The sequence below is a fragment of the Reyranella sp. genome, assembly GCF_004297265.1.
Taxonomy (GTDB): Bacteria; Pseudomonadota; Alphaproteobacteria; order Reyranellales; family Reyranellaceae; genus Reyranella.
The window spans coordinates 40712-50074 of the sequence record NZ_SCUT01000041.1; the positions used below are offsets into that span (position 1 = coordinate 40712).

At 65.2% G+C, this 9363-nt stretch carries 11 protein-coding genes; 5 read left to right on the top strand and 6 right to left on the bottom strand.

The genetic code is table 11. From position 1 onward, the window contains the following. Positions 1–140 precede the first annotated feature (140 nt). Positions 141–1343 (bottom strand): pyridoxal phosphate-dependent aminotransferase, encoded by a 1203-nt coding sequence (locus tag EPO41_RS18170; protein ID WP_296327809.1) that lies wholly within the window; start codon positions 1341–1343, stop codon positions 141–143. Positions 1344–1480: 137 nt separating this feature from the next. Here EPO41_RS18170 and EPO41_RS18175 point away from each other — a divergent pair, with 137 nt between their 5' ends. Next, complete coding sequence (locus EPO41_RS18175) at positions 1481–1987, top strand: hypothetical protein (RefSeq protein WP_296327812.1); 507 nt, start codon at positions 1481–1483, stop codon at positions 1985–1987. Here EPO41_RS18175 and EPO41_RS18180 read toward each other — a convergent pair. Genes EPO41_RS18180 through EPO41_RS29770 form a run of 4 tightly spaced genes read right to left on the bottom strand, consistent with a single transcriptional unit; the run spans position 1984 to position 5122 of the window. After that, on the bottom strand, positions 1984–2805 hold the full coding sequence (locus EPO41_RS18180; protein ID WP_296327815.1) for a transglutaminase family protein: 822 nt from the start codon (positions 2803–2805) through the stop codon (positions 1984–1986). The genes EPO41_RS18175 and EPO41_RS18180 overlap by 4 nt on opposite strands. A gap of 5 nt (positions 2806–2810) precedes the next feature. Continuing rightward, positions 2811–3743, bottom strand: coding sequence for an alpha-E domain-containing protein (locus EPO41_RS18185; protein WP_296327817.1), 933 nt, complete (start codon positions 3741–3743; stop codon positions 2811–2813). 9 nt (positions 3744–3752) lie between these two features. Beyond that, on the bottom strand, positions 3753–4991 hold the full coding sequence (locus EPO41_RS18190; protein ID WP_363247092.1) for a circularly permuted type 2 ATP-grasp protein: 1239 nt from the start codon (positions 4989–4991) through the stop codon (positions 3753–3755). Then, positions 4892–5122 (bottom strand): hypothetical protein, encoded by a 231-nt coding sequence (locus tag EPO41_RS29770; protein WP_363247088.1) that lies wholly within the window; start codon positions 5120–5122, stop codon positions 4892–4894. The genes EPO41_RS18190 and EPO41_RS29770 overlap by 100 nt, the downstream gene beginning before the upstream one ends. 151 nt (positions 5123–5273) lie before the next feature. Here EPO41_RS29770 and EPO41_RS18195 point away from each other — a divergent pair, with 151 nt between their 5' ends. Then, positions 5274–6263: a zinc-dependent alcohol dehydrogenase family protein gene (locus EPO41_RS18195; protein ID WP_296327822.1), complete on the top strand. Its 990-nt coding sequence runs from the start codon at positions 5274–5276 to the stop codon at positions 6261–6263. 16 nt (positions 6264–6279) lie between these two features. Next, entirely contained in the window at positions 6280–6654 is a 375-nt protein-coding gene (locus EPO41_RS18200; RefSeq protein WP_296327826.1) for a nuclear transport factor 2 family protein, read from the top strand. Between the two features lie 25 nt (positions 6655–6679). Here the strand turns inward: EPO41_RS18200 and EPO41_RS18205 are convergent, their stop codons facing one another. Further along, positions 6680–7225 carry a peptidylprolyl isomerase gene (locus tag EPO41_RS18205; protein WP_296327828.1) on the bottom strand — a complete coding sequence of 182 codons (546 nt, stop codon included), beginning with the start codon at positions 7223–7225 and terminating at the stop codon, positions 6680–6682. Between the two features lie 280 nt (positions 7226–7505). Between EPO41_RS18205 and coxB the strand changes: the two genes are divergently transcribed. Both coxB and EPO41_RS18215 read left to right on the top strand, forming a co-directional pair. After that, the gene (gene coxB / locus EPO41_RS18210) at positions 7506–8372 is read left to right on the top strand and encodes a cytochrome c oxidase subunit II (RefSeq protein ID WP_296327831.1); all 867 of its coding nucleotides are present in this window, start codon (positions 7506–7508) and stop codon (positions 8370–8372) included. A gap of 24 nt (positions 8373–8396) precedes the next feature. Beyond that, on the top strand, positions 8397–9363 hold a 967-nt coding region (locus EPO41_RS18215), incomplete at its 3' end, for a cbb3-type cytochrome c oxidase subunit I (RefSeq protein ID WP_296327834.1).

Consider the following 9363-nt stretch of genomic DNA (forward strand, 5'->3'; position numbering starts at 1 on the left):
AAGCTCCGGACGGACGTCGCAGAATAGACGTTACGCTTCCGAACGATCAGCCGGAGCGAAGCCCACTTGTCATGAAAAGCGTTTCATCCCCGCCTGGCTGAGTCAAACGCCGGGCGGGGATGAAATTAGGTCAGCAGTGCTTACGACAGCGCGGCGCAGGCGCGCTGGATTCGGCGGCCGGCTTCTTCGAGAAGCTCCGTCGCCGTGGCGTAGGAGATGCGGAAGGCCGGGCCCTGGCCGAACGCCGAGCCCTGAACCACCGAGAGGCCCTCGGCCTCGAGCAGGTAGTTCACGAAGTCGGTGTCGTCCTTGATGACCTTGCCGTCGGGCGTCTTCTTGCCGATGGTGCCGGCGCACGACGGATAGACGTAGAAGGCGCCCTCGGGACGCGGGCACTTCAGGCCCTTGGTCTGGTTCAGCATCGACACGATCAGGTCGCGGCGCTGCTTGAAGATCGCAACGTTCTTCGGGATGAAGTCGGTCGGACCGTTGAGCGCGGCCACGGCCGCGGCCTGACTGATCGAACTGGCGTTCGAGGTGCTCTGCGACTGCACGGTGATCATGGCGTTGATCAGTTCCTGCGGCCCGGCCGCGTAGCCGATGCGCCAGCCCGTCATGCTGTAGGCCTTCGATACGCCGTTCATGGTCAGCGTGCGGTCGTACAGTTTTGGCTCGACCTGGGCCGGCGTGAAGAACTCGAAGTCGTCGTAGACGAGCTTCTCGTACATGTCGTCGGTCAGGATGTACACGTGCGGATGCTTCAGCAGGACATCGCACAAGGCGCGGAGGTCGGCCTTCGAGTAGGCCGCACCCGTCGGATTGCTGGGCGAGTTCAGGATGATCCACTTGGTCTTCGGCGTGATGGCGCGGTCGAGATCCTCCGGCGTCAGCTTGAAGCCGTTCTCCTCCCGGCACTGCACGATGACGGGCGTGCCATCGCCGAACAGCACCATCTCAGGGTACGAGACCCAGTACGGCGCCGGCACGATCACCTCGTCGCCGGGATTCAGCGTCGCCAGCATGGCATTGAAGATGATCTGCTTGCCGCCCGAGGTGACCACGGTCTGCGACGGCTTGTAGTCGAGGCCATGGTCGCGCTTCATCTTGGCGACGATCGCCTGGCGCAGCGCCGGCGTGCCCGGCACCGCCGTGTACTTGGTATCGTTGTTGCGGATCGCCTGGATTGCCGCTTCCTTGATGTGGTCCGGTGTCGGCATATCGGGCTCGCCGGCGGCCAGGCCGATCACGTCTTTGCCCGCCGCTTTCATCTCGAGGAACTTGCCCTGCGCGGCATTGGTCGGAGACGGCTTGATGCGGCTGAGACGATCGGCGATGAAAGCCATGACGAATATGCCTCCTTCAGGCATTTTTATGAGCGGCGCGAAGCTAGTCGCGACGCCGGCTTTCCGCAAGGCGACGACCCGTATTTATCGTCGGGCGGGCCGTACCGTCGCTAGGGCAAGAGGGTAGTGAGGCCTGGATGAAGTTCCTGTTGGTTCCGCTGCGGTTCGTCATCTCCCCGGTCTTCATCGCGGCGGTCAACGTGATGATCCTGTTCCCGACAGTGCTGTCGATCATCGACATCGTGCGGAGCGTGAACCGGCATGCCGACACCCACGAGCCTGTCACGATAGCCTCCACGATCGCCCTGATCATGATCGGCTGGGGCGTGGCGCTGGAGGAGCGGGGGGTGATCCGCAAGCGGTTCGGCGTGTCCGGCGTGCCCGACGAGCAGCGGCAGGTGCATATCGACGAGATGTGCCATGAATACGGGGTAGCGCAGCTGGTCCTCGGCCTGTTCGCCGAAATCGCGGTCGCGATGATCAGCCTGCCGGACCGCATCGTGAACACGACCGGCTACGAGCACACGCTGCTGACCGTTTCAGTCGTCCTCATTGCCATTGGTGCGATCATTCAATCTCGGCACGTCTTCGTGCTGCTCGCCACGCTCTGGCGGCGCAGGACCGTCCGGGAAAACCCCACCTAGTCGATCAGCCGGACGGAACAGTCCACCGTCATCTTCGCATCGCCGAAGCCGACCCGGCGTCCGCTGACCGGCGCGGCATCGCGATAGTCGAGGCCCACCGCGACACGCAGACTGTCGCCGCGGGGGCTGATGCCGTTGGCGGGGTCGAAGCCCACCCATTCGAGCCCCGGTACCCAGGCTTCGGCCCAGGAATGGCTGGTCCGGCCGACATGCAGCTCGGGATCGTCGTTGCGGAGATAGCCGCTGACATAGCGGGCGGGCACGCCGAGGCGGCGGCAGCAGGCGATGAAGATGTGGGTCTCGTCCTGCGCCACGCCGGCGCCGCGCGTCAGCGCCTCGGCGGCCGTCGTGTCCACGGTCGAGACCCCGGTCTTGTAGGCCACGCGCGCCGAGATCCGCTCCATCAGCTCATGCAGGACGGTGACCCGCTGCGCGGGCTCCGCGGCGCGCTCGGCGAAGCCCTCGATCACCGGATCGAAGGTCGCATCGTGACGCGCAAGGCCCGAGTTGCGCAGCCAGAAGGGCGCCGGCAGGGTCGGCTCCTCGACATAGCGCAGCCACTGGTCGGTACCGCTGTATTCATAGATGCCCTGCACCACGATCTCGACGTTGTCGTGCTGTTGGGCGACCGAGAAGGTCGTCACCTGGTTGCCGTGCCCGTCCTTCCATTCCGACTTCTTGCCGGGCCCGTCGATGCGCCACGATACGATGCGCTGCGCCGCCGCGGGCTTGGGCGTGAGACGCACGTCGTGGATCGAATGTCCGGAAGGCTGGTCGAACTGGAAGCGCGTGGCGTGGTGGACGGAAAAGCGCATCATTCTGCTCAATCCAGGAGGAACTGTCGGCCGATTTCGTCCGACAGCGTGCCGATGTCGCCACGCAGACCGCCCAGGAATTTCGCCAGGCCGACGTCGAATATCCTGTCGATCCGCGCGTAGCGCAGCCGCGCGTGCAGCTCGCCGGCCAGCCGGTCCGCCTCGCCATGCGTGCCGTAAGTGTCAGCCAGCTCGCGCATGTTGAGGTCGACCATCCAGAGGCAGTGATGGACGGAACGCGGCACGTCGCGCCGCAGCATCATCAGCTCCGCCACCTTCATGGGATTGAGCGAGCTGCGGTAGATGCGCCGGTATGTCCGCACCGCGCCGATGCAGGCCAGCAGCTCGGACCAGGCGAAGTAGTCGAGCCCCTCGGCGCTGGGATTGCCGTCGGGCCGCAGCAGGTGGAACTTCACGTCGAGGATGCGGCCGGTATTGTCCGCGCGCTCGAGGAAGGCGCCGAGCTGCAGGAAGTTGTTGGCTTCGTCGCGCAGCAGGGTCACCTGCGCCGCCCCGAAGATCATCACCGCCTGCTTCTTCACCGACTCGATCAGCGCCCCGCGATCGAGTGTGGCGCGGTTGCCGCGCAGGCGGGCGCTGAGTTCGAGCCAGAGCGCGTTCAGGCTCTCCCAGACATCGACGGTGATGTTGTTGCGCTCCTCGCGGGCGTTGCGCCGCGCCGCACCGATCGAATTGACGATGGAGGAGGGGTTGTTCTCGTCGAGCACCAGGAAGTCGATCAGGCTGGCGAGACGATCGCCCTGGGCCTGGCTCTGGCGGAACTCGTCCTCCATGCCGAAGATCGCCGCGACGCCGGCGGCTTCCTCGCCGCGCGACTGCAGGGCCATGCGCTGGGTCGCCTCGATCAGCCGGGCCGTCGACTTGGCGCGCTGCAGGTAGCGGCCCATCCAGTAGAGATTCTTCGCGGTGCTGCTCAACATGGGAGGGGCCTATCTGCCATCCGCCTGGTCCGGTGCCAGCACCCAGGTGTCCTTGGTGCCGCCCCCCTGGCTCGAATTGACGACCAGCGAACCTTCCTTGAGGGCGACGCGCGTGAGGCCACCCGGCACGATGGTGATCTTCTTACCCGAGAGCACGAACGGACGCAGGTCGACGTGCCGCGGCGCCACGCCCTGGTTCACGAAGGTCGGGCAGGTCGACAAGGAGAGGGTCGGCTGGGCGATGTAGTTGTCCGGCCGCGCCTTCAGCAGCAACGCGAATTCCTCGATCTCGGCCTTGCTCGAGGTCGGGCCGACCAGCATGCCCTTGCCGCCCGATCCGTGCACTTCCTTCACCACGATCTCGGAGAGATGCTCGAGCACGTATTTGTAGTCGTCGGGTCGGTCGCAGCGCCAGGTCGGCACGTTCTGCAGGATCGGCTCCTCGCCGAGATAGAAGCGCACCATCTCCGGAACATAGGTGTAAGTCGACTTGTCGTCGGCCACGCCATTGCCCAGCGCGTTGACGATGTTCACGCGGCCGGCGCGCAGGGCGCCCAGCAGGCCCGCGACGCCGAGGAAGGAGTCGGGCCGCATTGCCAGCGGATCGAGGAAGGCGTCGTCGACCCTGCGGTAGATCACGTCGACCCTCTGCGGCCCGCGCGGCGTGCGCATGAAGACGCGGCTTTCGTCGACGAAGAGATCGGAACCCTTCACCAGCTCGATGCCCATCTCGTCGGCCAGGAAGGCGTGCTCGAAATAGGCGCTGTTGTAATGGCCGGGCGTCAACAGTACGACGTTGGGTTCGGCATCGTCGCTGAAGGACACGGAGCGCAGCGTGGCCAGCAGCTCTTCGGAATAGTCGGCCACGGGAAGCACGCTCATGGCCGCGAAAAGCTCCGGCGCCAGCCGCATCATGACTTCGCGGTTCTCGAGGACGTAGGACACGCCGGACGGCGTGCGCACATTGTCCTCGAGGACGTAGAAATCCTTCTCGCCGACACGGACGAGGTCGATGCCGGCGATGTGGGCGTGCACGCCACCGGGAAGTTGCAGTCCCTGCGCCATGGCAACGAATTCGCCATTCATCAGGATCTGCTCTTCGGGGATGATGCCGGCGCGGCAGATTTCGCGCTGGCTATAGGCGTCGCTCAAGAAGGCGTTGAGGGCGCGCACGCGCTGCGACAGGCCCTTGTGCAGGAACTGCCACTCGTCGAACGCGATGACACGCGGGATGATGTCGAAGGGGATCGTCGTCTCGGAACCTTCGGCCGCGCCGTAGGCGCCGAAGGTGATGCCGTGTCGACGGTAGAAAAGGTCGACTTCGGCACGAGTGGCCGCCACCCGTTCGGGCGAGGTCCGCGCCAGCCAGTCGGCGACACCTCGATAGGGCACCCGGATCGAACCGTCCGTGCCCGAGTTCATCTCATCGAATGCCTTGACCGCCATCCGGCATTTCACCCCCTGTCAAATAACCATATAAGCAATCGACGGGCCAACAAAGTGCCCGCGGTCATCGGGCGGAGGCGCGGCATGAAGCAGGTGCTGATCGATCGGTACGGGACCCCCTGGGACGTGGCGCGTTGCGCCGACGTACCCGACGTCGGCGAACCGGCAGCGGATGAGGTCGTGTTCGATGTGCTGGCCTTTCCGATCAATCCGGCGGACATGTGGTTCTGCAAGGGCAGCTACAGGCTGAAGCCGCCGCTACCCGCGACACCTGGCGCCGAATGCGTCGGTCGGGTCACCGCGGTCGGTTCGGCCGTGAAGCACGTGAAGGCGGGCGACCCGGTCATCAACCTGCAGCGCGAGAACTGGGCGCAGAAGCGGCGCGTGAAGGGCGACGACGCCATCCCGCTGCCGGCCGGCATCGACCTGCGCCAGGCCGCGATGGTGCGCATCAACCCGCCGACGGCGCGGCTCATGCTGTCGGACTTCGTCGATCTCGCGCCCGGCGAATGGGTCATCCAGAACGTCGCCAACTCGGCGGTCGGCCGGCTGCTGATCGTGCAGGCCCATCAGCGCGGCCTGCGCACGGCCAATGTCGTGCGCCGCGCCGAGCTTGCGGACGAACTGAAGGCGCTGGGCGCCGACGTCGTGCTGGTCGACGGCGACGATCTCGCCGACCGCGTCGCGGGCGCGACCGGCAAGGCCGCGATCCGGCTGGGGATCGAGGCGATCGGCGGCGCCGCGACCGGTCGCCTCGTCGAGTGCGTAGCGACCGAGGGCACCGTCGTGCACTATGGCTCGATGAGCGGCGAGGACCCCAAGGTGGGGCGCAGCAACTTCATTTACCGTGGCGTCAGACTAACCGGTTTCATGCTGGGGCGCGGCCTCGCCAGGCGCAATGCGGCGAAGATCCGTGAAATCTACGCGGAGCTGGCCGGACAGGTCATGGCGGGGACGCTGTACGCGCCGGTGGACACGGTCTATCCGATCGAGAAGATCAAGGACGCGCTGGCGCATGCCGACAAAGGCGGGCGCAACGGCAAGATCCTGGTGGCGCCCAACGGCGCGATTTGAACGAGGGAGTGGAAGAATGAGTTCCGACGTCGCGGCGATCGAGAAGGTGCTTCAGGTCTATTTCGACGGCCTGTACGAGGGCGACACGAAGAAGCTGGGCGAGGCTTTCCATCCGGCCTCGCACCTGTACAGTGCCAGCCCCGACGGCAAGGCCGCGGACATGCCGCGTGCCGACTGGTTCAATATGGTCGAGAGCCGCAAGTCGGCCAAGGACAGTGGCAGCGAGCGCCGCGACCGTATCGTTTCGATCGACTTTTCCGGCCCGGCGACGGCCTTCGCCAAGGTCGAGTGCCAGATCCCGCCGCGCTACTTCACCGACTATCTGACCCTTCTAAAAGTAGAAGGCCGCTGGCAGGTCATTGCCAAGGCCTTCCACACCGTCACCAGGTAGATGAATGAGCGGGGGCGCGAGGAGCCTAGCTCTTCGCGTCGGCCGCGACCTGGACCTTGATCATCTTGTCCGGCGGGGCGGAGACGGCGCCCGAACCCGGCGCGCCCTTCTTGATCTTGTCCACGAACTCCATGCCGGACGTGACCTTGCCCCAGACGGTGTACTGGCCGTCGAGGAAGTTCGAGTCCTTGAAGACGATGAAGAACTGGCTGCGGGCGCTGTTCGGGTCGTTGGTGCGGGCCATCGAGACCGCGCCGCGGCTGTGCGGCTCCTTCGAGAATTCGGCCTTGAGCGTCTCGCCCATGCCGCCCGTGCCGGTGCCCGTCGGGTCGCCGGTCTGGGCCATGAAGCCGTCGATCACGCGGTGGAACACCACGCCGTCATACTTGCCCTCGCGCGCCAGCTTCTTGATCTGAGCGACGTGCTTGGGGGCGAGGTCGGGGCGCATCTCGATGACGACGCGGCCGTCCTTCAGGTCGATGTAGAGGGTATTTTCCTTATCCATGGCGGAGGCTGCTCCTGCGAACATGAGAACGACGGCAAGGACGGGCGTCAGAATGGCGAGCCGCATGACGATTTCCTCAGGCGATTCCGCGGTCCTGCCGCGGCGGGCGGGACCTTATAGGCCGGTCCCCGAAAGACAAGCGGCAACTTCGGGGCGCTTCCGGAGCGGTATGCTGCACCTGCGTACAGTGTCGTCAGGGCGCGGCTGCGACTGGCCGCCACATACCGACGGAGGCCGAAAACCCGTTACCACCCACGGCTATATCTGGTACTAACCCGTTTGAAATGCGGGGGATTTTGCGGGTCGGAAAAGCCTGCCGGATCTGAACCGCCGAGGGGACGGATGCATGGTCGTTAAGCGTGGATTGGGCGTCGTTGGACTGTTGGCGGCAATGGCCGGATTCGGCCTGGCTGCGCCGGCCCAGGCGCAGAAGGTCATCGGTGTGCCGCACGATTGGCAGCTGAACTTCCCGCCGCCCTACACGCCGATCATGGAGCGGGTGGAATCGCTGCACGATCTGCTGCTGGTGATCATCACCCTCATCTGCGTCTTCGTGCTGCTGCTGCTGGTTTACGCGGTGTGGCGTTTCCATGCCGGTCGCAACCCGACCCCGACGACCGTGACGCACAACACGCTGCTCGAGATCGCCTGGACGATCATCCCGATCCTGATCCTGGTGGTGGTCGCCATCCCGTCCTTCCGCCTGCTCTATTACAGCGACAAGGCGACCGACGCGGCGTTGACGGTCAAGGTCACCGGCCATCAGTGGTACTGGTCGTACAATTATCCCGACCAGGGCGATTTCACGGTCGAGAGCCGCATGCTGAGCGAAGCCGACCGCGCCAAGACCAAGCCGCAGGTGCCGCGCCTGCTCGCCGTCGACGAGGAGATGGTGATCCCGGCCAACACCGTGGTGCGCATCATCGGCACGGCCGAGGGCGGCAGCATGCACGGCTGGACGGTCCCGGGCTTTGGCATCAAGAAGACGGTGATCCCCGGGCGCCTCAACGAGGGCTGGATCAGCGTCAAGGAAGAGGGCCTCTATTTCGGCCAGTGCTCGCAGATCTGCGGCCAGAACCACAGCTTCATGCCGATCGGTATCCGCGTGGTCTCGCGGGCCGACTTCGACAAATGGGTTGCGGACAAGAAGATGGCCGCCGGGCTCGCGCCCGCGACCGATGTCGCCTCCGCCGCCACTCCCGCCAACCGCTAAGCGCTTCTCCGCAGGAGATCAAGAATGGCCACCGCGCACGGCGCCGCCCACGACCACTCCGCCCACGGGCACGACGACCACCACACGCCGACCGGCATCAGGCGGTGGCTTTACAGCACGAACCATAAGGACATCGGCACGATGTACCTTATCTTCTCGATCATGGCGGCGCTGATCGGGGCGGCCTTCTCGGTCTACATGCGCCTCGAGCTGATGCAGCCGGGCGTCCAGTATTTCAACGGCGCCGACGGCACGCCCGACGGCCATTTCTGGAACACGATCGTGACGGCGCACGGCCTGATCATGGTGTTCTTCGTGGTCATGCCGGGCCTGATCGGCGGCTTCGGCAACTGGTTCGTGCCGCTGATGATCGGGGCGCCCGACATGGCGTTCCCGCGCATGAACAACATCAGCTTCTGGCTGCTGCCGCCGGCCTTTATCCTGCTCCTGATGTCCGCCTTGATCGGCGGCGGCGTGGGCACCGGCTGGACGATCTATCCGCCGCTCACGATCAACCAGGGCGCGGGCATGGATCTCGCGATCTTCTCGCTGCACATCGCGGGTGCATCCTCGATCCTGGGTGCGATCAACTTCATCACCACCATCCTGAACATGCGCGCGCCGGGCATGACGCTGCACCGCATGCCGCTTTTCGCCTGGTCGATCCTGGTCACGGCGTTCCTGCTGCTGCTGGCGCTGCCGGTCCTTGCCGGCGCCATCACGATGTTGCTGACCGATCGCAACTTCGGCACCTCGTTCTTCAAGGCCGAGGGCGGCGGCGATCCGACTCTGTTCCTGAATCTGTTCTGGTTCTTCGGTCATCCCGAAGTCTACATCATGATCCTGCCGGCCTTCGGCATCATCAGCCACATCATCTCGACCTTCGCGAAGAAGCCGATCTTCGGCTATCTCGGAATGGCCTATGCGATGGTGGCGATCGGCGTCGTCGGCTTCGTCGTGTGGGCGCACCACATGTACACGGTCGGCCTGG